Annotated in this window: 18 protein-coding genes; all 18 read right to left on the bottom strand. The window is 59.9% G+C overall.

Features of this window, described 5'->3' with window-relative positions; genetic code table 11:
* Positions 1-21 precede the first annotated feature (21 nt).
* Complete coding sequence (gene murG, locus ABCN01_RS06490; RefSeq protein WP_342996590.1) at positions 22-1,137, bottom strand: undecaprenyldiphospho-muramoylpentapeptide beta-N-acetylglucosaminyltransferase; 1,116 nt, start codon at positions 1,135-1,137, stop codon at positions 22-24.
* Entirely contained in the window at positions 1,127-2,620 is a 1,494-nt protein-coding gene (ftsW, locus tag ABCN01_RS06485; protein ID WP_342996591.1) for a putative lipid II flippase FtsW, read from the bottom strand. The genes murG and ftsW overlap by 11 nt, the downstream gene beginning before the upstream one ends.
* A 35-nt stretch (positions 2,621-2,655) precedes the next feature.
* Positions 2,656-4,062 carry a UDP-N-acetylmuramoyl-L-alanine--D-glutamate ligase gene (gene murD, locus ABCN01_RS06480; protein WP_342996592.1) on the bottom strand — a complete coding sequence of 469 codons (1,407 nt, stop codon included), beginning with the start codon at positions 4,060-4,062 and terminating at the stop codon, positions 2,656-2,658.
* A gap of 9 nt (positions 4,063-4,071) precedes the next feature.
* Positions 4,072-5,091 (bottom strand): phospho-N-acetylmuramoyl-pentapeptide-transferase, encoded by a 1,020-nt coding sequence (gene mraY, locus ABCN01_RS06475; RefSeq protein WP_006234262.1) that lies wholly within the window; start codon positions 5,089-5,091, stop codon positions 4,072-4,074.
* 3 nt (positions 5,092-5,094) lie between these two features.
* Positions 5,095-6,519, bottom strand: a complete 1,425-nt coding sequence (locus tag ABCN01_RS06470) for a UDP-N-acetylmuramoyl-tripeptide--D-alanyl-D-alanine ligase (protein ID WP_342996593.1) — start codon at positions 6,517-6,519, stop codon at positions 5,095-5,097.
* A 126-nt stretch (positions 6,520-6,645) separates the two neighbouring features.
* Positions 6,646-8,346, bottom strand: coding sequence for a peptidoglycan D,D-transpeptidase FtsI family protein (locus ABCN01_RS06465; RefSeq protein ID WP_343014236.1), 1,701 nt, complete (start codon positions 8,344-8,346; stop codon positions 6,646-6,648).
* Positions 8,347-8,528: 182 nt separating this feature from the next.
* Entirely contained in the window at positions 8,529-8,999 is a 471-nt protein-coding gene (locus tag ABCN01_RS06460) for a hypothetical protein (RefSeq protein ID WP_022094483.1), read from the bottom strand.
* 90 nt (positions 9,000-9,089) lie between these two features.
* Positions 9,090-10,055 carry a 16S rRNA (cytosine(1402)-N(4))-methyltransferase RsmH gene (gene rsmH / locus ABCN01_RS06455; protein ID WP_006234266.1) on the bottom strand — a complete coding sequence of 322 codons (966 nt, stop codon included), beginning with the start codon at positions 10,053-10,055 and terminating at the stop codon, positions 9,090-9,092.
* Positions 10,056-10,075: 20 nt separating this feature from the next.
* Positions 10,076-10,510, bottom strand: a complete 435-nt coding sequence (locus ABCN01_RS06450) for a division/cell wall cluster transcriptional repressor MraZ (RefSeq protein ID WP_006234269.1) — start codon at positions 10,508-10,510, stop codon at positions 10,076-10,078.
* A gap of 462 nt (positions 10,511-10,972) precedes the next feature.
* Positions 10,973-11,914, bottom strand: a complete 942-nt coding sequence (gene xerD / locus ABCN01_RS06445) for a site-specific tyrosine recombinase XerD (RefSeq protein ID WP_342996595.1) — start codon at positions 11,912-11,914, stop codon at positions 10,973-10,975.
* 2 nt (positions 11,915-11,916) lie between these two features.
* A complete protein-coding gene (locus ABCN01_RS06440) occupies positions 11,917-13,578 on the bottom strand; it encodes a CTP synthase (RefSeq protein WP_055286060.1) in 1,662 nt (553 codons plus the stop codon).
* A gap of 178 nt (positions 13,579-13,756) precedes the next feature.
* Positions 13,757-14,095: a helix-turn-helix domain-containing protein gene (locus ABCN01_RS06435; RefSeq protein ID WP_161159711.1), complete on the bottom strand. Its 339-nt coding sequence runs from the start codon at positions 14,093-14,095 to the stop codon at positions 13,757-13,759.
* A gap of 256 nt (positions 14,096-14,351) precedes the next feature.
* A complete protein-coding gene (locus tag ABCN01_RS06430) occupies positions 14,352-15,833 on the bottom strand; it encodes a DUF1846 domain-containing protein (RefSeq protein ID WP_342996598.1) in 1,482 nt (493 codons plus the stop codon).
* A 605-nt stretch (positions 15,834-16,438) separates the two neighbouring features.
* The gene (locus ABCN01_RS06425) at positions 16,439-17,926 is read right to left on the bottom strand and encodes a YfcC family protein (RefSeq protein ID WP_425458736.1); all 1,488 of its coding nucleotides are present in this window, start codon (positions 17,924-17,926) and stop codon (positions 16,439-16,441) included.
* Between the two features lie 138 nt (positions 17,927-18,064).
* The gene (gene argF / locus ABCN01_RS06420; protein ID WP_006234279.1) at positions 18,065-19,060 is read right to left on the bottom strand and encodes an ornithine carbamoyltransferase; all 996 of its coding nucleotides are present in this window, start codon (positions 19,058-19,060) and stop codon (positions 18,065-18,067) included.
* A gap of 105 nt (positions 19,061-19,165) precedes the next feature.
* Positions 19,166-20,407 (bottom strand): arginine deiminase, encoded by a 1,242-nt coding sequence (gene arcA, locus ABCN01_RS06415; protein WP_006234281.1) that lies wholly within the window; start codon positions 20,405-20,407, stop codon positions 19,166-19,168.
* 574 nt (positions 20,408-20,981) lie between these two features.
* Positions 20,982-22,106, bottom strand: coding sequence for an aminotransferase (locus ABCN01_RS06410; RefSeq protein ID WP_342996600.1), 1,125 nt, complete (start codon positions 22,104-22,106; stop codon positions 20,982-20,984).
* A 149-nt stretch (positions 22,107-22,255) separates the two neighbouring features.
* On the bottom strand, positions 22,256-22,331 hold a 76-nt coding region (locus ABCN01_RS06405), incomplete at its 5' end, for an arginine deiminase family protein (RefSeq protein WP_195239190.1).

Here is a 22,331-nt window from a genome sequence, read left to right as displayed (position 1 = left end):
GACCGACGATATCCCGTCTAACTAACGCAAACCCTCTACCGCATCCGCCAGAAGAGCGGCGGCCCTATCCTGAGCCAGACCACGCGCCGCCTGACGCATGGCGTCGCGTGCCGCCGCGTCATCGACCAGGTGCAGCAGTTCATCGGCAAAGGCAAAACCGTCGATATCGGCATCGGCGCAGAGCACGCCGGCCCCGGCGTCGACCAGATAACGGGCATTGGTGGTTTGGTGGTCGGCCGTCGCATGCGGGTACGGCACGAGCACCGAAGGCACGGCGAGCGCAGCGATCTCGGCCACGCTCGATGCACCCGAACGCGAGAGCACCAAATCGGCAGCAGCCAGCATATCGCCCATGTTGTCGATGTAAGGCTGGACGCGGTAACGCTTCGCCTCCTCGGGCGTCAGCGCCAAAGCGCGCTCGGTCTCCTCAAAGCCGTCGGCACCAGTCGAATGCAACACATAGAGGTTCTTGCGCGAAAGCAGCTCGTTTTTGAGCGAAACCACGCGCTCGTTGAGGTGCTGGGCGCCAAGTGAACCGCCAAAGACGAGCAGCAGCGTAGCGTCCTCGGGAACACCAAGTGCCTTGCGGCCGCGAGCGCGATTGCCCTCGATCACCGAGCGACGTACGGGGTTACCGGTCATGAGCACGTGGTCAGGGTCACCTTCGCGCTCAAAGACCGAACGCGCTGCCGGCACCGAGATGCACACGCGGGCGGCGTGGGAGTTCATCATCTTGTTGGCCAGGCCCGGAACAGAGTTCTGCTCATGCAGCAGATACGGAACGCCCGCGCCCTTGCACCACCCCAGCAGCGGAACCTCGACATAGGCACCAAAACCGATGGCGGCATCGGGCTTGCCGACCTTTGAGAAATGACTGGCGAGCGCACGCTTGGCCTTGTTGACACGCCACAGCGAGGTGAGCGCCGTCCAAGGGCGGGAGCGGTCGAAGCCCGTGACCGTAATGGGCACAAAATCAAACCCAGCGTCGGGGACCAGACGACCCTCGAGCTTGCGCGACTGACCCACGAACACAACGTGGTGACCACGGTCACGCAGCTCTTCGGCCAAGGCGAGCGCGGGGTTGATGTGTCCTGCCGTGCCGCCGGCTGCAATAGCAACGGTCATTTTATCGGTCATGGTAGTCCCTTCGTACACGCGGTCCCTGGTCGTCGGTGCGCAGACGCGCCGACGGGTCCGAGTTCAAATCGATTCGATTATATCCGCCGCCCGCGTTGCGAGGGCTGGGGCGCTGCGAACGGCCTTGCGGAGCCGTTCGCGAGCGTGGACGAGCTGCCGGCTCGGATGCAGAACCATCCAGAACGGTAAAGCCGCTACGCGAAGGTCGTTCACCGCGCACATGGGCTACGCCGGCGGTGCTCTCGTCCATAACGGCAAAGCTCTCACGGCGACGGTCATACTCATCGCGGCGGGCGCTCTCGTACGAAACGCGCAGGATCAACCCGGCAAGCATAAGCGACACAATGATCGACGAACCGCCGTAGCTAATAAACGGCAACGGTTTGCCCGTCATGGGAAACACGTTGAGGATGCCCAGCGCGTTAATCAAAAACTGCACCGCGAGAATGACCGCGGAGCCAGACGCCATGAGCGCGCCCCGGCGATCGGTCGCCTGCTCGGCAATGCGAAACGCCGAGTAGATCAGCATCGCAAACACCAAGAAGAACAGCACGGTTCCGACAAAACCGACTTCCTCGCCAATGATGGCCAGGATGTAGTCGTTGTGCGCTTCGGGCAGATACGAGTACTTCATGGTTGAGTTGCCGATGCCGCGGCCGAACAGACCGCCCGAGGCAAAGGCCATGATGGCAAGCGTGGCTTGATAGCCGTCACCATACTCGTCGGCCCAAGGGTTCAAGGCAACCTGAATACGCACCATACGGTACGGCTCTGCGACAAGCGCAATCACGATCACGAGAATGCCGAAGATTAGCACGCCGATGATAAATCTGGGGTCGAGACCTGCAAACAACGCCATGCACATGAGGGTCAACAGGATGATCAGGACAGTACCGAAATCGGGCTGGATAAAGATCAGAAAGAGCGAAATGCCCAGGTAGATGCCCATTTTGCGAAGGAATTCGTTAATGTTGCCACCGGGCGAAAAGAAGCGATCAAGCATGATGGCCGAATACGCAATGGCAAATGGCTTTAAAAACTCGGAAGGCTGGAACTGAATACCGGCGATGTTGAGCCAGCGCGTGGCGCCACGGCTGCCGCTGCCCACCAAGAACACCAGAAGCAGTAGCCCTATCATGCCGATAAGGAAGATCCTGAGCACATCCTCCCCAAACCAGCTGTCCGGCAAAACGCGCACGATGGCAATCAGCGCTAGAACACCGGCCACGGCAAACGCGGCCTGTCGACCCAGAAAAAACGTCGCCGAGCCATTCTCGTGCAACGCCTCGACCGAAGACGCCGAGTACACCATCAGCAGACCAAAACACACCAAGGTAAACAGGCAGGCCATGAATATCAAACGAGGGCGCATAATACGGGCGGGAACGCCGGCAATATAGCGTTCGCTAAACGACTGCCCGCCGCGGCCGGAACGCGGTGTGGTGCGACGTGAGGAAGCACGGTCCGAGTCGGGCCTCCTCATACCTTGTCGGGGGCTCTCCTCTCTCACCGCAACCCCTATTCCATTTGTGATTTCGCCGCAGCGGCAAGCTGGGCCACGTAGTCCTTAAACACGCGGCCGCGCTCCTCATAGCCCGAGAACTCATCGAACGAAGAGCAGGCAGGAGAAAGTAAGATCACGTCACCACGGCTCGACAACGAACGGGCAACGTCCACGGCGTCGCGTAGGTCATCCGCCTGGGCGATATCCACATCGCCATCGACATCGGCCTCGTCCATAGCGGCGGTGAAGCGCTCGCGCGCATCGCCAAAGCAGACGACCGAGCGCACGTTGTCCATAACGACGCGCGCGAAGTCCGTGAGCGGCGTGCCCTTATCGTGGCCGCCGAGCAGCAAGATCACGTCGTCATCGGGAAATGCCGTCAGCGCCTTCTCGACCGCATCGGTGTTGGTCGCCTTGGAATCGTTGACGTAGCGCACGCCGTCAATCTCGCCACACGGCTCCACGCGGTGCTCGAGCGGCTGGAACGAGGCCAGACCGCGGCAGACACCATCGACATCGGCACCGACTGCCAAGGCAGCCGTGGCAGCGCACAGGGCATTGATAACATTGTGATGGCCCGAGATCTTGAGCTCGGATGTAGCGATGAGCGGGGTCTCGACGCCCTTCAGGCGCACGACCATCTTGCCGTCGCGCACAAAGGCGGCATCCTCGCCCTCAGGCTCGTCAAAGGCAACCTTGCAGATGCGACGACCCGGCGTGTAGATGTACTCATCGAACTCGTGAATGCCGGCGTCTTCGACGTCGACAACCGCCAGATCGTCATCGACCATATTGTCAAACAGTTTGATCTTGGCAAGCGCGTAGTTCTTATGGCTCTTATGCCAGCCCAGGTGGTCGGGCGTGATGTTGAGCAGCACCGCCACGCGAGGATGAAGCTCGGCGGTCGTAGCAATCTGGTAGCTCGAGAGCTCGGCCACAAACCACTCATTATGGGCTCGGCCGTCAATCTCGTTGACCGGCGGCTCGCCGATGTTGCCGACAGCCACGCTGGCCTCGCCGCCAGCCTTGAGCAGATAATCAGTCAGCGACGTGGTGGTCGTCTTGCCGTTGGTGCCCGTGATGGCAATCCAGTTATCGGGCGACAGGCGATAGGCAAACTCGGGCTCACCCATAATCTGGGCGGCATGCTCGCGCCCGGCCTTAAAGAAGCCCGAGAACTCCGAGATGCCCGGGCACGTCACGCATACGTCATAGACGCCCTCGACCTGTTCGGTCCCATAGACAAACGACGCACCAGCAGCCTCGAGCGCACGCGTGGCGTCATTGGGCTCAGAGGTGCCGCCGCCATACACGGTAACGGCGCTTACGCGCTCGGGATGTGCCAGCGCCCAGCGGGCGACATCGAGACCGGATTTGCCCTGACCCAAAACGAGCAGGCTAAAGACATCAGCAAGAGGCATGAAAGACCACTATCCCAACTGGAAGAACAAAGCAAGGCCAACGGCACCAAAGGCCGCAGCGATAATCCAAAAACGGATGACGACCTTGGTCTCGGCCCAGCCCTTCTTTTCGAAATGATGATGGATGGGCGCCATAAGGAAGACGCGCTTGTGCGTAAAGTGGAAGTAGACAACCTGAATCATGACCGACAGGGTCTCAACGATAAACAGGCCGCCGATGATGAGGGAGACGACCTCGGTGTTGGTCATGATGGACGTGCAGGCAAACGCGGCGCCCAGGGCAAGCGAGCCGGTATCGCCCATAAAGATGCTCGCCGGATAGCAGTTGAACCACAGAAAGCCCAAGCAGGCACCGGCACACGCGGTGCAGAAGATGGACAGGTTCACGTCTCCGTGCAAAAACGCCATGGCAGCCATGGCGAGCATGGCAATCATAGAGGTGCCGCCAGCAAGACCATCAAGGCCATCGGTCAGGTTCACGGCATTAGAAAGACCGGCGATCATCAGCCAGCAAAAGACAATGTAGAGCCACGGGAACGAAAGGCCGCAGATGGTGGTCGAAAGAACACCGAGGTCAATCGTCAGGCCGCCGGGAAAACGAATCTCGGGGGCGACGCCGCACCAGTTGACGGCAAGTACCGTAAAGGTGACACAGATAATGGTTAGGCCGATCATCTTGGCATGAGGCGTCAGACCGAGCGAGCGCCCATGCGTAACGGAGGTCAGGTCGTCGATCAGGCCCAGCACGCCGGTCGCCAGCGTGGCGAGCAGCACGAGCACGAGCTCGGTGGTGAGCTTGCCCATCAGCAGGCAGGTCAGCGAGATCGCGACGAGGATGACAACACCGCCCATGGTGGGCGTTCCCTGCTTAACCAGATGACGCTTGGGGCCGTCGGCACGAACCTGCTGGCCGATACCCTCGACCTTAAGCAGCTTGATCCACCACGGCATGAGCAGCAGCGCAATGGCGGCGGCGATGCCAAGCCCCAAAAAAGCCTGATACGTTGGATACGAGGGATTGCCGAACATGGGCTAGCACACACCTTCCACAAAGCGGTCGAGCTCAACAAAGCGGGAACCCTTGACCAGTACAACATCATGTTTTTCAAGCGCGCCGCCCATGCGGTCGAGCACCTGCTGATAATCGGAGAACACCTGGATGCGGTCCTCGTCCATACCCATCATGCGCGCGGCATCGGCCATAAGCTGGGCCAGCTCACCACCCACGCACACCAGCATGTCGAGCTTCTTGGCGGCGGCATAGGCGCCCACGAGCTCATGCATGCGAGGAGCCTCATCGCCCATCTCGCCCATCTCGCCCAGGATCGCCATGCGAGACCCCGTGCACGAAAGCGAACACAGTAGATCGAGACCAGCAGCCATGGATTCGGCGCTGGCGTTATAGGAATCGTCGATGACGCGGGCACCGCTCTTGGCGCGCTTGATCTCCTGGCGGTGACCGGTGATCGTGAGGCCTCTAAAGGCAGCATCGATCTGCTCGGGCGTCACGCCCAGGCGATAGGCAACCGCGGCGGCCTTAACGGCATTTGGGACGGACTGCACGCCGGGGATGGCAAGCATGGTATCGATCGTCTCACCCTGGCCAAAATCGAGCGTAAAGACCGGACGGCCTTCGTCATCAACACGAATGTCGCGGGCGCGGACCTCATCATCGTCCGAGACACCGGCCAACATCACGTCGATACCAGCAGAATGGGCGAACGTATCGCGAATGAACGGCGTAAAGTCGTCCTCGCCACCCAAGACCAGCAGCGGCAAGAAGTCGCCGGCGGCGCACATACCCTGGACAATCTCGGCCTTAGCGCGGGCGATGTTCTCGCGGCTGCCCAAAATGCCGATGTGAGAGGTGCCGATCTTGCTCACGATGGCAAAGTTGGGATTGGCGGATTGGGAAAGGCGCTCGATCTCATGGAAATGGTTCATGCCCATCTCGAGCACCAGGACCTCGGTATCGGCCGGGGCGGAAAGCACCGTGAGCGGCATGCCGATCAGGTTATTAAAATTGCCCTTGGTGGCCCAGACACGATAGCGCTTGGCGAGAACAGCGGCGAGCACGTCCTTGGTCGTCGTCTTGCCGATGGAACCGGTAATGCCAACGACCAGGCAGCCAAGCTCCAGGCGATACGCGTGCGCCAAACGCAGCAGAAACTCCTCGGGATCATCGGTCAGCAAGATGGCACAGCCCTTGTCCTGCGCCAGCGAGACCAGCTCGGCCTCGGGCTCACGCGTCATCACGACGGCGCCGGCACCCGACTGGACGGCACGGGAAGCAAAATCATTGCCATCGACGTTTTCACCGGGAAAGGCGACGAAAATCGTCCCTTCCTCGACCTGGCGCGAGTCGATAACGCACCCGCGGCATACCCGATCGGCTTCTCCCGTCACGGTTCGGGCCCCTGTTGCGGCCGCGAGGTTGTTGACGGCGATCTCTATCATTGCAGCTCCCCTGTAAACCTAATAATGCTATCGGCGTATTGTATCCCAGCGCCGCACATGCGTGGTGCAGGGCATGTGAACACCCTCATATGGGACAACAAACCACGCCCCAAAGATTGTAACCCCCTACTTCGTGTGCGGGATACCCAGCACGTCGAGCGCGTTGGCCATAATGGACTGGAACGGCACCGCAGCGGCATCTGAGCCGCTCGGCGTTCCGTCGAGCGTGATATAGCACAGCACCTTGGGCGATTGTGCCGGTGCAAAGCCCATAAAGGACGACATGTAGTTCTCCTTGAGGTAGCCGCCGTTCTCGTCGGCACGTTCGGCCGTACCGGTCTTACCCGCCACGTCATAGCCGTCAACCGCGCCGCCAACGCCCGTTCCCTCGGACACGACCGTCTGCATGCACGATGTCACCTGGGATGCGGCATCCTCAGAAATCGCGCGCTCGCCTTCGCCCCAGTCCTTCTCGTCGCCCTTGCTGGACTTATAGAAGTGCAGGGTCATCATCACGCCGCCGTTGGCGATGCCGCCCACGGCACGTGCGATCTCAATCGGCGAGACGGACAGTGCCTGTCCAAAGCTCATCGAGCCCAGCGTGGCGCCGTCATACTGGTCACGCTCCTTGACGATGCCCAGGCTCTCTCCCGGAAAATCGACACCCGAGCTGTGACCGATGCCCCACTTGTCCACATAGGCGGCAAAGTCGTCGGCACCGATCTTGCGCCCCACCAGGACAAAGCCCACGTTGGACGAACGGCGCATCATCTCGCGCACATCCATGGTCATGGCGTAGTCGCGCTTGTCGGCATCGGTGACGGTATCGTCGCCCACCTTGATGCTCGCCGGCACCTCAAACGACGTACTCGATCGCACGACGCCCAAGTCGAAGCCGGCGCCTGCCACGAGCGTCTTAAAGACCGAGCCGGGCTCGTAGGCGTCGGTGACCAGGCGCAGGTTCATATCCTCGGTCTTGGCGTTTTCCAGATTGGTCTGGTCGTAAGTCGGATACGAGCAGGCTGCCAAGATCTCGCCTGTCGTAGGATCGGTGACCAGCGCCGAGCCGTTCTTGGCCTTAGTCTTCTCAACTGCCTCTGCCAGGGCATCCTCGGCCGCACGCTGGATATTGACGTCGAGCGTCGTCACGATATCAACGCCGTCGACCGCAGCCACCTTTTTATAGGCACCGCCCGCGATATAGCTGCCGTCCCTCGCGCGCTCGCGTACGAGAGAACCGTTCGTGCCTGTCAGAAGCTTGTTGTATTGCTTTTCGAGACCCGTCAAGCCGTCGTTGTCTACATTCACTACACCCAGCACCTGCGATGCCAGATTGCCGTATGGATATACGCGCTTCATGGCCTGCTCAAAAAGCACGCCGGGCAGGTTCTTCTTCTCCAGCGCCGCAGCATCGTCTTCGTCCACCTGGCGCTTGATATACACCCAGGTGCCATCGGACTCAACGAGCTTGCGGCAGGTCTTTTTATCGATTCCAGTTGCCTTGACCAGCGCCGACACCGTCTTGTCAACATCCTCGACAAGTTGCGGGTTCACGGCGATGTTGCGACATTCGACCGACGACGCCAGCACGTTACCATTGCGGTCATAGACGGTGCCGCGTTTGGCATAGAGGGTCTGCGCAAGCAGGCGGCGCGCATCGGCACGCTCGCGCAGTTTATCGGCTTCGACAATTTGATAGTCGGCAAGGCGAAAGACGCCCAAGCCCAAGCCAAGCCCAATGAATCCCATGACGGCTTTGCGGCGAGGCAGAGGCGTGCCTGTGAGCCATTCGGTCGACGAACTCTTGCGCGACCTGGTGTTATGCACTTGAGGGCCGCCCGAGCCGCGAAGTCGCGACGCCGGGTCGTTGCCACGGGACCGCCCGGCGTTGTAAGATTGCCGACCCGTTCCTTGATAACCAGAACGTCCCCGCGACGAGGGACGTCCAGAACCGCGGCCCCCATCGGAACCGCGGCGATAGTCATTTGTCATACTCAGCTACCGTCTTGCTACTGAGCGGTCGCGGTCGCGTTGGCGCCCGCGGCTGCATCCTGCGAAAAGTCAAGTGTAACGCTCTCGCTGGGCTCCACCATGCCATAAGCGCCCGCAAGGTCGCGAATGCGCGTGTCGGCGCCATAGACCGAATGCATGACCTCCAAGTCGGAGCTCTCATCGGTCGCCTTTTCGAGCGTGTTGGTAAGCTCGGCGTTGCTGTTGAGCACCTGGGCCGTAACGCCGGCGAGCGCCACGCGGGCGACGCCGATCGTCATGAAGATAGCCGCAATGATGCAAAACGTTTTAAGAACGCTCATGAAAACCGGGCTTACCGCCTGGTTTGCCTGACGGCCCGCGCCCGTGTAGACATCAAAGCGCGGCGTGCGCTGCTCACGGGGAGCAACGGGGGCCTGCGGCGTCTCACGATAGGCGGGCATGGCGTTCATATCATAGGCGAGTGCTGCGCTTGAAGTGTTGTAGCCCATGATATGCCGCCTCCCATCCCGAGTACGTTGGTAGTGTGTTTAAGCTTCGTTTATGGTGCGAGCGGGAGGTCCAATATCGCGCGGTCGCGCCTACAGACGCTGCGCCACGCGGATTTTGGCTGATCTCGCCCGAGGGTTGCGCTCAACCTCATCAGGCTGGGCAACCAAGGGTTTGCGGGTGATGACCTTGAGTATCGGCACGTTGCCGCACACGCACACCGGAATCTCCGGCGGACACGTGCACCCCTGGCTCATCTCCTTAAAGTGGTTCTTTACGATACGGTCCTCGAGCGAGTGATACGAGATGACGCAGATACGTCCGCCCGGGTTGAGCCACCTGGTGGCGGCATCAAGCCCTCGTTCGAGCACATCGAGCTCGTGATTGACCTCGATGCGAATGGCCTGGAAACTTTTCTTGGCCGGGTGTCCGCCATGCCGACGAGCGGCAGCCGGGATACCCGCCTTGATGATCTCGACAAATTGACCGGTGGTTTCGATCGGTTCTTGCTCGCGGCGGCGCACGATCTCGCGCGCGATCTGCGAGGCGAACTTCTCTTCGCCGTAGACGCGTAGAATCCGGGCGAGGTCGTGTTCGTTATAGGTGTTGATGACCTCAGCTGCGTTTAAGGTGTTATTACCCGGATCCATCCGCATGTCCAATGGGGCGTCCTCGTTATACGAAAAGCCCCTGCCAGGGATATCGAGTTGCGGTGACGAAACGCCCAAATCGAACAGGAAGCCATCGACCCCGGGCACCTCGGCCGAGCAAAGAAGCTCGTCCAAGTCGCCGAAGTTGCCCTTCAGCAGCTGGTGCGGAACGCCGGGAACCTCGCGGTCCAGACGGGCGCCAGCGGCCTCGAGGGCCATGTCGTCCTGATCGACGCCGAGCAAAAGGCCCGTCTCCCCCACCTGCGCGGCCATCTTTACCGAATGGCCGGCACCGCCAAGGGTGCAATCGCAGACAACGGAGCCGCTCTTTAGCCGCAGCGACTCAAGCACTTCGCCGAGCATGACAGGTTCATGCCGATATTCTTGTGTCAAGATCCCACGCTCCATCCGTTACCCGTGCCTTGCCCTTACGAGAAGAAGAGGTCCAGCAGGGCCTCATCGTCATCGTCCTCATCGGCCGCGGCGCGATCCCAAACCTCAAGGTGGTCGTAGTTGCCCACAACCGTGACCTCGCGGTCGAGGTTCGCCTGCTTGCGGAGAGACTCGGAAAGACCGATACGACCGGCGCTGTCCACGTCCATCGACGTGGTGCGCTTGTTGATCGCCCTCATGAGCTTCTGGTCATTAATGTCACGCGGGTTAAAACCCTCGTGGCCCTCACGACCCGCGAAGAGTCCTTCGACCCACTTATCGAAGGCCTCGGCAGAGAACACGTACAGAGCATCGACATCCAGGGCTTTGAACACGCGAACGTGCTCTCCAAGCTCCTCGCGAAGGGGTGCAGGCAGGGACAGACGACCTTTTGCATCGAGATTGCGCTCGTATGCACCAGTCATTCCCATGTGCGCCCTCCCCTCGGTTACTCAGATGGCACGTACGCGGGGAACCACCCCGCCTGTCGACGTCATCAATAATATGGGGAACCGCCCCATTTTTCAACACCTTTCCCCACCCCTTCCCCCACCCCGCCCCACCACTCCACTCACCATATATTGCAAAACACCCCCAAGCATATGTTCGAAAACACAATATGTTGTGTTTTCAGCAAAGGCGTGATGCCACCTGTAGAACCACGCCCGCGAACCTCAACCTTCAAGTTGACCTTGAGGCGATTTTTACGTCCCTTTACACGCCGTTCACATCGCCCCCAAACTCCCCCACCCAAGGCACATGCGGCCCACCACCGCGACGCCAAGTGGCGAAAAATGGGACGGGCCCCAGATTGCCCATGCGCGCGCAAAAGCACGCCGCGGCAATCTGGAGCCCGTCCCCAAATACCTATAAATATGCAGGTCAGCGATGTGTTAACGATGTGCCAGCGGGTGCGCCGCCAGATAGACCTCGGTCAGTTGCGTACGATCGACATGCGTGTAGACCTGCGTGGTCGATATATCGGCATGTCCCAAGATCTCCTGTAGCACACGGAGGTCTGCGCCGCCCGCAAGCATATGGGTGGCAAAGGAGTGACGCAGCGTATGGGGATGGAGCCCCACCAGTCCCACCTGGCGCCCGTAGCGCTCACAGATGGCATGGATGCCCTGGCGCGACAGGCGGCGGCCGTTCTTATTTAAAAAGACCGCCGAGGTCTCGGTTCCGCGGGCATGGGCCGCCAAGCGAGAACGCCCCTCAGTTACATAAAGCGCCAGAGCTCGCGCCGCGCTTCCCACCAGCGGGGACAGGCGTTCCTTCGAGCCCTTACCGCGAACGAGCACAAAGCCATCGTCGATATGGATATCGCCCACATCGAGTCCCACCAACTCGCTCACACGCAAACCGCATCCATAGAGCACTTCCAAGATGGCATGGTCGCGCAAGCCCATCTCGCCCTCGGGGAAGTCTTGATCGAGCAGCGCCGAGACATCCTCCACCGATAGATACTCCGGCAAACGCTCAGCCTTTTTAGGCAGGCGCAACGCCGTCGTTGGATTTTGGGCCACAGCCCCATCGCGCACCAAAAAGGCATGCAGGCCCTTCACGGCCGCAAGCGCACGCTCCACCGAGGCATCGGAATAGCCCCCATCGCGACGGTCGGCGACAAAGCCCTCCACGACCTGACGAGTCACCTCTTCAAAAGACACAATACCCGCCCGCTCCAGATAGGCGCAGTACGTCGTCAGGTCACGACGATAGGCCGCAATCGTGTTGCGCGCCAAACCCCGCTCGACCGCGAGGTAATCGAGATACTCCCCCGCCGCCACGGCGAGCGACGAGGGAGTAGCTTCGGTATGTCCCTTATTCGACGGCACCCTTAGTCCGTAGCAAGGTTCATGGGCGTCACCTGCAGACGGTCGACACCCTCGTGCTGGCCGATCGAAGCGCGCACGAACTCGCGGAACAGCGGCTGCGGGTTGGTCGGGCGGCTCTTGAACTCGGGATGAGCCTGGGTTGCCACATACCACGGATGCACGTCGCGCGGCAGCTCGACCATCTCGACCAGGCGCTCGTCGGGCGACAGGCCCGAGATAACCAAACCGGCGTCCTCGAGCTGGTCGCGGAAGGCGTTATTGAACTCAAAGCGATGACGGTGACGCTCGTAGACGAGCTCCTCGCCATATGCCTCGCGAGCGAGGGTATCGGCGGCGAGCTTGCACGGATAGGCGCCCAGGCGCATGGTACCGCCCTTCTCGGTCACGTCCTCCTGCGAGCTCATCAAATCGATGACGCTAAACGGGCCGTCCGGATCGAACTCGGAGGAGCTGGCGCCGGCAAGGCCGACGACGTTGCGGGCGAACTCGCACACGGCCACCTGCATACCCAGGCAAATGCCCAGATACGGAATCTTGTGCTCACGGGCAAACTCGGCCGCGAGGATCTTGCCCTCCAGGGCGCGCTTGCCAAAGCCGCCGGGGACCAGGATGCCCGAGGCGTCGCCCAAAACCTCGGAGACATTCTGCTCGTCGAGGCTCTCGCCGTCGACCAGCTGGACGTCCACATGGCGATCGTAGAAGACGCCCGCATGGTGCAGGGCCTCGATAACCGACAGGTACGCATCGGGCAGCTGCGTGTACTTACCCACGACGGCAATCTTCACCTTGTCGGCGTGATGGTTGGCGTGATTCTGTTTGCGCAGGAACTCGTTCCACTCGCTCATGTCGCGCTCACGCGGGTCCAGACCCAGGCGCTCGCAAATGCGCAGGTCAAAGTCCTGCTCGGCAAGCAGCTGCGGAACATCGTAAATGCTCGCGCAGTCCTCGTTGGTAAAGACACAATCGGTGTCAACGTCGCAGAAGCTTGCGATCTTTCCGCGGATAGCGTCATCGATATGGTGGTCGGAGCGCAGCACGATGATATCGGGCTGGATACCAAAGCTGCGGAGCTCCTTGACGGAATGCTGCGTGGGCTTGGTCTTGACCTCGTGGGCGGCGGCGATATAGGGAACGAGCGACACGTGGATGTAGCAGACGTTCTCGGGGCCGGCCTCCTTGCGGTACTGACGGATGGCCTCGACAAACGGTTGGGACTCGATGTCGCCGATCGTGCCGCCCAGCTCGGTGATGACTACATCGGAGCCGGTCTGCTCCTCGATGCGGCGGAACTTGTCCTTAATGGCATTGGTGACGTGAGGAATCACCTGCACGGTACCGCCCAAAAAGTCGCCGCGACGCTCGCGGGCGATCAAGCTCTTATAGATGGCGCCGGTCGTAAAGTTGGAATCGCGGGTCAGGTTCTCATCAATAAAGCGCTCGTAATGACCCAGGTCCAGGTCGGACTCGTAACCATCCTCGGTAACGAAGACCTCACCATGCTGGAAGGGGCTCATGGTACCGGGGTCGACGTTCAGATACGGATCGGCCTTCTGCATCGTTACTTTGTAGCCACGCGACTTGAGCAGACGGCCCAGCGAGGCCGCGGTGATACCCTTGCCCAGAGACGAAACCACGCCACCGGTTACGAACACATGCTTGGTCATATTGAGTTACCTGCGCTTCCCGTAGAAGTTGTTTATCCACATCTTACGGGTCTTCATTGTAATACTCGCGCCGCGGACCGTTCGCAATTTTTCTCGCGTGCGATTGCATTTCTCAATCTTGAAACAAAACGCCGCCCGGTTTCCCAGGCGGCGTCGCTATGGCAAGGGTTACATGCTGCTATCGATCAGCAACCTCGTCCTCAAGCATTTCTTGAACGAGCATGCCGGTACGGACGCCCTCAAGATACCACTCGCCACGTTCGGTGAGGCAAATGCCATTTGCAAGCTGACCGCCGTCGTCGCTATAACGCGAGACGACATCAATCATGCCTTCGGAATCCAAGCGATCGATTGCGGCGCGGGCACGATACGGCGAAACCCCCACGCGCTCGGCAAGCGTTTTGCGCGAGAAACCATACGGCCCGCCATTGTCTTCGGTTTGCCGGTCGATCTCCATCAACACCAGCACCTCGACACGCTTCATATCGTTGACACTCGCACGACCCTTGCCCGCCATAGCAGCCTCCTCAAACCGAGCACGAGCATCTAACGCGCCGTGCGCGACCGACACACCTCACGATGGCAGGTAATATCCATCATGCGGCATCCCGCTAAGGATGAAACAGTTACGGTTATTGTATACCGCTCAAATTGTTTCTAGGCAGGTAAACAGCTATTTTTCGCCGAAATAGGCGCTTTATTGATCAAAAAGCCGTACCGGGCGCTAACCCGATACGGCCAAAATGCAATGCAATTACCGCGGTGCTTCAAACTTAGCGATGGAAGAAACCGCGGCGCTCAAACTTGGGCTCGCAGCACACGTTGATACCCAGTTTGCGCAGTACCGTCTCGTCCGTCGGCGAGATAATCACGCTAAAGAAGGCATCGCAACCGCGCAGCTGCTCCAGGCCCGAAAGGACGCGAGCGGCCGTCTCACTCGTGGCCGAGGTGATCGACAGCGCCATAAGCGTCTCGTCGGTGTGGAGGCGCGGGTTTTTGCTGCCCAGGAAATGCGTCTTGAGCTTGCTGATGGGCTCGATCGCTTCATCGCTAATGACCTCGAGCTCAAGGTCGACGCCCGAGACATGCTTAAGTGCATTCATGATGAGCGAGCTCGCGGCGCCCAGGCGCGTGGAAGTCTTGCCGGTCACCACGGAGCCATCGGGCATGACCATGGCACCCACGGGACCACCCGTCAGCTGCTCCCTGGTGAGGGCCGCCGAGCGCGCCGGTGAGTAGTTCTTATCGATGCCGGCTTTCTTCATAATAATCTTGAGACGGTCGACTTGTTCATCGCCCACGCCGGTACGGCGCACATTTTCGACCGCGGTAAAGTAGCGGCGGACGATCTCCATCTTGGAAGCGTCGCGGCAGGCATCGTCATCGGTGATGGCAAAGCCGACCATATTGACGCCCATGTCCGTAGGACTCTGGTAGGGGCTCTTGCCCAGGATCTTTTCCATCAGAGCACGGACCACCGGGAAGGCCTCGACGTCGCGGTTGTAGTTGACCGTGGTCTTGTTATAGGCCTCAAGGTGGAAGGAGTCGATGATATTGGCATCGTCGAGGTCCGCCGTGGCCGCCTCGTAGGCGATGTTGACCGGATGCGTGAGGGGAAGGTTCCAGACCGGGAAGGTCTCGAACTTGGCATAGCCGGCGGCCGTGTCATGCTTGTGCTCGTGATAGAGCTGAGACAGGCAGGTGGCAAGCTTGCCCGAGCCAGGACCGGGGGCAGTGACCACGACGAGCGGTCGGGTGGTCTCGACAAACTCATTCTTGCCGTAGCCATCGTCGGACACGATCAGATCGACATCGTGCGGATACCCCTCGATGGGATAGTGCAGCTTGGCGGGAATACCGAGCGCGTTCAGGCGGTTGCGGAACACATCGGCAGCGGGCTGGCCGGCGTACTGGGTGATGACCACAGCCGCGACAGCAAAGCCGTTGCCGCGAAACAGGTCAACCAGGCGCAGCACATCCTCGTCATAGGTAATGCCGAGGTCACCACGAGCCTTGTTTTTCTCGATGTGGTTCGCGTTGATCGCGATGATAACCTCGACATCGTCGGCGATACTCTTGAGCATGCGGAACTTGCTGTCCGGTTCAAAACCCGGCAGCACGCGGCTCGCATGATAGTCATCGAACAGCTTACCGCCAAACTCCAAATAGAGCTTGCCACCAAACTGCGAGATGCGCTCCTTAATGTGAGCAGCCTGCAGCTCGATATACTTCGCGTTGTCGAAACCCTGGCGCATATATGGCTCCCGTCCCGTTTCCATTTAATGTTCTAGGCGATTATAACGGAGCAGACCCTCCCCAACGCCCAAGCAATCAACTGGCACCAACCAAACACGCCATCGATAAGTTGCGGTGAAATAGTTCCCGTTTAACCCCTCAAGACGGCCAAACAGGAACTATTCCACCGCAACTTCCCCTTTTTGGTTCAAACAAACCTGGCCTTTGTATCAATAATGGAAATGTCGCAGATTGAGCATAAGCCAGCGAAAGCCCGCCAGAGTAGGCAAAGCGCCCTCTGCACCAACAATGGAAAGCGCCGCAGGCAGAGGACGGACAGCGAGCGCCGTCCAGAACGTACAAGTTGGCATGAAAAAGGCGAGGCATAGACCTTTTGGTCATGCCTTGCCTTTTGAATGACAAATTGTCGTTCTGGACGGCACGTAGCGTCGACCGGTTCCGCGGTTTGGTAAAACCGCGGAACAAAAAGTCGCCCCCTCCCGCGCACGGAACGGAAGGGGGCTAAAGGTAGGAGTCTACCGGTGGGTTGACCCCACCGGACAGACGATGACCAGGTGATCCTTTACAGGATCGTCAAGGTTTCCGTGGGGTACCCGTTGGGTACTTAGAGCAACACGCAGGCGACGGTCAGGATGATGGCGCAGACGACGGAGAGCGCGACGATGAGCTTAAGGGCAAACTTGAGCCAGGTCGTCCACTCGATCTTGGCCAGGGCGAGACCGCCCATGATGGCGCCGGAGGTCGGGGTGAACAGGTTCACGACACCGATGGCGGCGGAGAAGATCATGACCATGACCTCGGGCGAGAAGCCGAGCTTAACAGCCAGCGGTCCCATGATGGGCATGGAGACGGTGGCCATACCGGAGGTCGAGGGGATCAGGAAGGACAGGCCGAAGTAGACCAGGAAGCTCATGGGAGCGAAGATCACACCGGACAGGCCAGCCAGGGCATTGGCGGCAGCGTCGAGGACGTAGACGTCGAGGCCGGTGTTAGCCATGAGGACGGAGATACCACGGGCGAGAGCGATGACGAGAACAACGGACATCATGTCGGCAGCGCCGGTGATGAAGGTGTTGACGATCTGCTTCTCGGACAGGCCACCGATGATACCGATCAGGACGGCCATGAGGAAGAACCAAGTGGAAGCCTCGTCGAAGTACCACTGGCCAATGGGCAGGCCGGTGATCAGGGCAGACCAGCCCTGGACGACGGCGTTACCGTCGGCGTCGTAGACAGCGCCAGCGTCGAAGAAGTTGGCGACGCCCTCGTTGAGGTCGGCCAGCGGAATGAAGCCGACGATCATGACGACGAAGGTGAAGGCGAAGGCGATCAGAACACCCTTCTGACGACCGGTGAGCTTGACCTCCTTGTGGACCTCGGAAGCAGCCTTGCCGTGAGCCTCTTCGGCGTCCTTGAGCTCCTGCATCGACAGGATGGTGGAACCCTTGTCAGCCTTGACCTTCTTGGCGTAGCTCATCACGAAGAAGATGGACATAGCGGTAGTGACAATCCACAGGACGGCACCGAGGCCGATGATGATGGACTGGTTGACCTCAATGCCAACGCCGGTCAGAGCGTCGACGGCAGCGCCGACGGCGAACGGGTTAACCGTGGAGCCCAGGCAGCCGCAGCCAGCGCCGAGCAGGACGGTAGCGGCACCGACCATGGGGTCGAAGCCAGCAGCCATCATGGTAGCGGCGAGCAGGGCGTAGAAGGGAACGGTCTCCTCGCACATACCATAGGTGGTACCACCGAGGGAGAAGATGAGCATCAGCACGGGAATGAGCATAATCTCGTTGCCCTTAAGCTTCTGCACCAGAACGGCGATGCCGTTGTCCAGGGCGCCGGTCTCGGTCATCATGCCGAGGAAGCCGCCCAGGATCATAACGAAGAGGCAGACGGGCAGAGCGTCAGCGAAGCCCTTAATCGGGGCGGTGCAGAAATCGCTCAAACGGGCGGCAGTAACCGCGCCACCGGACGTGCCGGAGACGATAACGGTAATCACTGCGACAATTGCCAGCAGAGCAAGAAGAATGGTGAACGATGAAGGCATACCGCGCTTTTTCTTAGCGGTCTCAGTCATAGTTCTCATCCCCCCTTCATAAATCATTTACTGATCTCGCCAGAAGCGGCTCTTCCGTGCCGTGCCTGCCGCTTGATGCGAGATTATTACCAGATAAAACCGCTCGGGGTGTGCAGCAATACACCCCGAGCGAGATGCTAGATGCTCTTACTTGAGCGTGGCGTACATGACAGCCTTGATGGTGTGCATGCGGTTCTCGGCCTCGTCGAAGACCTTGGAAGCGGGGCTCTCGAAGACCTCGTCGGTGACCTCCTGCTCGGTGATGCCGAACTGCTCGCACTTCTCGGCGCCAATGGTGGTGTTGGTGTCGTGGAAGCTGGGCAGGCAGTGCAGGAAGATGGCACCCGGGTTGGCCATAGCCATGACCTCGGAGGTGACACGATACGGGGTGAGCTGAGCGATGCGCTCGGCCCAGACCTCGTCGGGCTCGCCCATGGAGACCCACACGTCGGTGTAGATAACGTCGGCACCGGTGACGCCGTCCTTGACGTCGGTGGTCAGCTTGATGGTGCAACCGTTGGCCTCGGCGATGGGCTTGCAGGCCTCGATGACGTCGTCAGCGGGCATGCACTCCTCGGGACCGCAGGCCACGAAATTCATGCCGAGCTTGGAGCAGACAACCATGAGGGAGCGAGCAACGTTATTCTTGCAGTCGCCCATGAAGACGAGGGTCTTGCCCTTGATGTCGTAGTTGAAGTTCTCCTGGACGGTCAGGATATCGGCGAGCATCTGGGTGGGGTGCCACTCGGTGGTCAGGCCGTTCCAGACAGGCACGCCGGACTTAGCAGCGAGCTCCTCGACGTCGTCCTGGGCAAAGCCACGGAACTCGATGCCGTCATACATGCGGCCGAGAACGCGGGCGGTGTCCTCGATGGACTCCTTCTTGCCCATCTGCGACGAACCCGGATCGAGGTAGGTGACGCCCATGCCCAGATCCATGCCGCCGACCTCGAAGGCGCAGCGGGTACGAGTGGAGGTCTTCTGGAAGAGCAGAACGATATTCTTGCCCTCGAGATAGCGGTGCGGAACGCCAGCGCGCTTCATATCCTTGAAGTTCTTGGAGAGCTTGAGCAGGTACTCGATCTCCTCGGTGGTGAGGTCGAGAAGCTTGAGGAAGCTACGGCCGGAGAGGTTAACACCCATGGTTCGATTCCTTTCGAAGAAATGAATTACGTAAGTATTAGTGTTGCCCGTTTAACGGGCGAAGCCGGTGCGGTTGTAGGGGGACCGCACCGGAAACGGAAAGACTTAGAGGTCCTCGCGCCAGAAGGGCATGCTCATGCAGCGCGGGCCGCCGCGGCCGCGGGAGAGCTCGGCGGAGGGCACGACGAGAAGGTCCAGGCCCTCCTTGTACAGTACGTCGTTGGTGACGGTGTTGCGGGCGTAGACGCAGATCTTGCCGGGCTCGACGCACAGGGTGTTGGAGCCGTCGTTCCACTGCTCGCGGGAGGCCGCGATCGGGTCGCCGCCGCCGCAGGGGATCAGCTTGACCTGGTCGACGCCGGTGGCGTCCTCCAGGACGTGCTCGAGGGTGTCCTCGATCAGGCGGATGTTCACGTCGCCCGGGTTCTTGCCGGCGGTCAGCTCGTAGACGCGCAGGGTGCCCATGATGGCGGGGTGGATCGTGAACTTATCGACGTCGATCTGGGTGAAGACCGTGTCGAGGTGCATGAAGGCGCGCGAGACCGGGATGTCGAAGGCCAGGATGCGCTCGACCTTGGAGTCGGAGTTCCAGAAGATGTTCTGGGCCATGACGTCGATCGCGGCGGCCTGGGTGCGCTGGGAGATGCCGACGGCGAGGGTCTTCTCGTTGATGTTCAGCACGTCGCCGCCCTCGGTGTGGAACTGGCAGTCGCGGCGGAAGTACAGCGAGACGTCCTTGTAGTCGGGGTGGTACTTGAAGACGTACTTGCCGTACAGGGTCTCGCGGTTGCGGGTGACCGAGTACATGCGGTTGAGGTTGACGCCCTCGCCGACGACCGCGAACGGGTCGCGGGTGAAGTAGAGGTTGGGCATCGGGTCGATGATCAGGTCGGACTCGGACTCGGAGTTGACCAGGGAGTCGAGGGTCGTGGAGGCCGTGAGGGGCATGTCAATCTCGGACTTGGTCATGCCGGCCATGGTCTTCTTGACGAACTCGAGGTTGTCCTCGATGGAGTCCAGCTTCTCGCGGACGATCTGCGGCATGTGCTGGCCGCGGATGCCGGCCTCGGCGATGTACTGGTCGGTGAACTCGGCGCGGGCGCCGGGGACCTGGTCGAACACCTCGGCGACGAGGTTCTCGAGATAGAGGACCTCCACGCCCTGGTCCCTCAGGATCTGGGCGAAGGTGTCGTGCTCCTGCTGCGCGACCTCCAGGAACGGGACGTCGTCGAACAGGAGTCGCTCGAGCTCGTCGGGCGGCAGGTTGAGGAGCTCGTCGCCGGGACGGTGCAGGCAGACCTTCCTGAGCTTGCCGATCTCGGAAGGCACGTGCAGACCTTTCGTCATGGCCTCCTACCTTTCTTTCGGGCCCCTGTCAGGGCCGATTCGTTAGCGCCCCTCCGTGTGAGGCGTTATTGCTGACGACATATTTATATCCAAAATCAGTCCATACTTCCACCTCGCCCCCGAACGGTTTTATATGAGGGGTGAACGGCATACACATATACTTCACGCATGGCACACTTTGATTTAATAAAGTGTATTTACGTGCTTAAACGCGTTTTCAATCCAAAAATCAATTGGAACTAAACTTTGTAAAACCACCCTCATATTGCATATTTCCAATAAAGCTATGAATAGAATTAGCGATTCATACTGCGTCTCAACCATTTTCATTTTTATTCAGAAAATAGTTTGTCCTATTCATTTCTGGTAAACAAATTACCGTTTACCAGACGCTTGATACCGTTCACCGGAAGCTCAGTATAAGGCCCAGCGGATACCGGCTCGCCTTACGGCCCCATTTGTAACAACTTGACTTCTCGGTATGGAAAAACGGACCCGCTTCCCCTAGGGAAACGGATCCGTTTTCGATTATCTTCGGCCAATTTGGATAAGGCCCTCGAAGATCATCGGAATCCTAGCGATCAAACTCCGCCAGTGCCTCGCCCAAAAGCCTCAGGCCCTCGCGCAGAACGTCCTCACTCGCGCAGTAGCCCAGGCGTGCGCCGCAGGGAAGCTCAAAACGGCTACCGGGGACCAGCAGCACTCCCCTCTCGGACAGCAGGCGCGTGCAAAACTCCTCGTCATCCTCGGGAATATCCAGCTGGATAAACGAGGTGGACACGCCCTGCGGGGCCGTCCAGGAAACGCGATGCTGCGTATCGATCCAAGCCTGCGCGATATCGCGGTTGCCAAACACGATCTTGCGATTGCGCTCGAGAATCTTATCCTTGTGCTCAAGCACATAGGTCGCCAGGGCATCGTTGAACACGCCGCCGCAGATCATGGTGTAATCGCGATAGGTACGGATGCGGTTGGACACCGCTTCGTCGGCCACGACCCAGCCCACGCGGGCCGCAGGCGTCGAATAGGTCTTCGACAACGAGTTGGTGACAATGGCCCTCTCGTACACGTCGACCATCGACATAAAGGACTCAGGGTTTTCGAGCGGCAGATACACCTCGTCGCACAGCACGTAGGCGCCCACCGAACGGGCGATCTCGGCAATCTGGCCGAGCATATCGGCATCGAGCACCGTACCGATGGGGTTCGATGCGTTGTTTATGCAGATAAGCTTGGTGTTGGGGCGCACCAAGCGCTTGAGTTCCTCGATATCGGGCTTCCAGCCGAGTTCCTCGCGAAGCTCCCAATACTCGACCTCGGCGCCCAGCGTGCGCGGAATCTCGTAGAGCGGCGCGTAGGTGGGCCACTCGGCGATAACATGGTCGCCGGGCTCGACCACAGCCATGATGGCGTTGAGGTTAGCGCCCGTGCAGCCATTGGTCTGCAGAATGTGATCGGGATTGACCTCCCGACGATACAGCTTAGCAACCTCGGCCTTAAACTCCGGCGAGCCCTCGATCCAGCCGTAGTTCATCTTCTCGCGGTCCAGGCGCTCGTAGAACGTGGCGCCGTCCTGTTCATCGAGCGCGCGCAGCTCGCCCATGGTGAGCGACGAGATCGTCGACTGGGCGATGTCCCACGTGGCGCTCTTCTCCCAAACGTTGAGCCATTCCTCAACGCCAATCGTCTTGATGTCCATGGCCAAGCTCCTTACAAAAGCAGTCGTCCAATCGTGTTGACGTTCCTCATACAAGATTGGGGCGGTGCGAAAACCCGCACCGCCCCAATGGGAGACATCTAATGGCAGCTAGATGTATGTATTATGACCTGTACGGGTCCTTGAAGACCTTAGAGGTCCTCGCGCCAGAAGGGCATGCTCATGCAGCGCGGGCCGCCGCGGCCGCGGGAGAGCTCGGCGGAGGGC

Source organism: Collinsella aerofaciens (assembly GCF_039062365.1).
In the GTDB taxonomy this organism is placed as follows: Bacteria; Actinomycetota; Coriobacteriia; order Coriobacteriales; family Coriobacteriaceae; genus Collinsella.
Note: the sequence above shows the minus strand (reverse complement) of the source record. Positions and strands in the feature narration are given on the sequence as shown.

Excerpts from the sequence above, each read along its gene's own strand:
- argF (WP_006234279.1), bottom strand. The coding sequence starts at position 19,060 with ATGGGTGTTAACCTCTCCGGCCGTAGCTTCCTCAAGCTTCTCGACCTC.
- rsmH (WP_006234266.1), bottom strand. The coding sequence starts at position 10,055 with ATGGAGCGTGGGATCTTGACACAAGAATATCGGCATGAACCTGTCATG.
- murG (WP_342996590.1), bottom strand. The coding sequence starts at position 1,137 with ATGACCGATAAAATGACCGTTGCTATTGCAGCCGGCGGCACGGCAGGA.
- ABCN01_RS06435 (WP_161159711.1), bottom strand. The coding sequence starts at position 14,095 with ATGGCGGGCAAGGGTCGTGCGAGTGTCAACGATATGAAGCGTGTCGAG.
- ABCN01_RS06440 (WP_055286060.1), bottom strand. The coding sequence starts at position 13,578 with ATGACCAAGCATGTGTTCGTAACCGGTGGCGTGGTTTCGTCTCTGGGC.
- ABCN01_RS06410 (WP_342996600.1), bottom strand. The coding sequence starts at position 22,106 with ATGGACATCAAGACGATTGGCGTTGAGGAATGGCTCAACGTTTGGGAG.
- ABCN01_RS06460 (WP_022094483.1), bottom strand. The coding sequence starts at position 8,999 with ATGGGCTACAACACTTCAAGCGCAGCACTCGCCTATGATATGAACGCC.
- murD (WP_342996592.1), bottom strand. The coding sequence starts at position 4,062 with ATGCCTCTTGCTGATGTCTTTAGCCTGCTCGTTTTGGGTCAGGGCAAA.
- ABCN01_RS06430 (WP_342996598.1), bottom strand. The coding sequence starts at position 15,833 with ATGCGCCAGGGTTTCGACAACGCGAAGTATATCGAGCTGCAGGCTGCT.
- ABCN01_RS06425 (WP_425458736.1), bottom strand. The coding sequence starts at position 17,926 with ATGAGAACTATGACTGAGACCGCTAAGAAAAAGCGCGGTATGCCTTCA.
- ABCN01_RS06450 (WP_006234269.1), bottom strand. The coding sequence starts at position 10,510 with ATGGGAATGACTGGTGCATACGAGCGCAATCTCGATGCAAAAGGTCGT.
- ABCN01_RS06470 (WP_342996593.1), bottom strand. The coding sequence starts at position 6,519 with ATGATAGAGATCGCCGTCAACAACCTCGCGGCCGCAACAGGGGCCCGA.
- ftsW (WP_342996591.1), bottom strand. The coding sequence starts at position 2,620 with ATGAGGAGGCCCGACTCGGACCGTGCTTCCTCACGTCGCACCACACCG.
- mraY (WP_006234262.1), bottom strand. The coding sequence starts at position 5,091 with ATGTTCGGCAATCCCTCGTATCCAACGTATCAGGCTTTTTTGGGGCTT.
- arcA (WP_006234281.1), bottom strand. The coding sequence starts at position 20,407 with ATGACGAAAGGTCTGCACGTGCCTTCCGAGATCGGCAAGCTCAGGAAG.